1 pseudogene is annotated in these 243 nt (G+C 64.6%); it reads right to left on the reverse strand.

What is annotated here, in order from left to right:
• Window positions 1–61: 61 nt before the first annotated feature.
• Window positions 62–243: pseudogene (locus tag ACSNOK_RS35810) on the reverse strand (sugar phosphotransferase); the annotation flags it as partial.

A 243-nucleotide genomic window follows, 5' to 3' on the forward strand; every position in this document is an offset into this window, starting at 1 on the left:
GGCCGGGCCCTTTCAACCTCAGCAACTGAACAGGACCGTACTGCCCAAGCTGCTGAGCCGGTCAGCGCTCGTAGCGGCTGGGGAAGGGGAAGTAGCTTTCGAGAAAGGTGTGGAGGCGGTCGGCTACACCTTCCTGCTCGGCTTCCGGGGTGTTGACGTCGTTGAGGCAGAAGAAGTCGTGGTCGCGGTGCCGGGCCAGTGAGGCAAGGCGGTCGACGGCATCGGGCAGGGCGACATCGACGT

This window comes from Streptomyces sp. URMC 126 (assembly GCF_051386555.1).
Classification (GTDB): domain Bacteria; phylum Actinomycetota; class Actinomycetes; order Streptomycetales; family Streptomycetaceae; genus Streptomyces.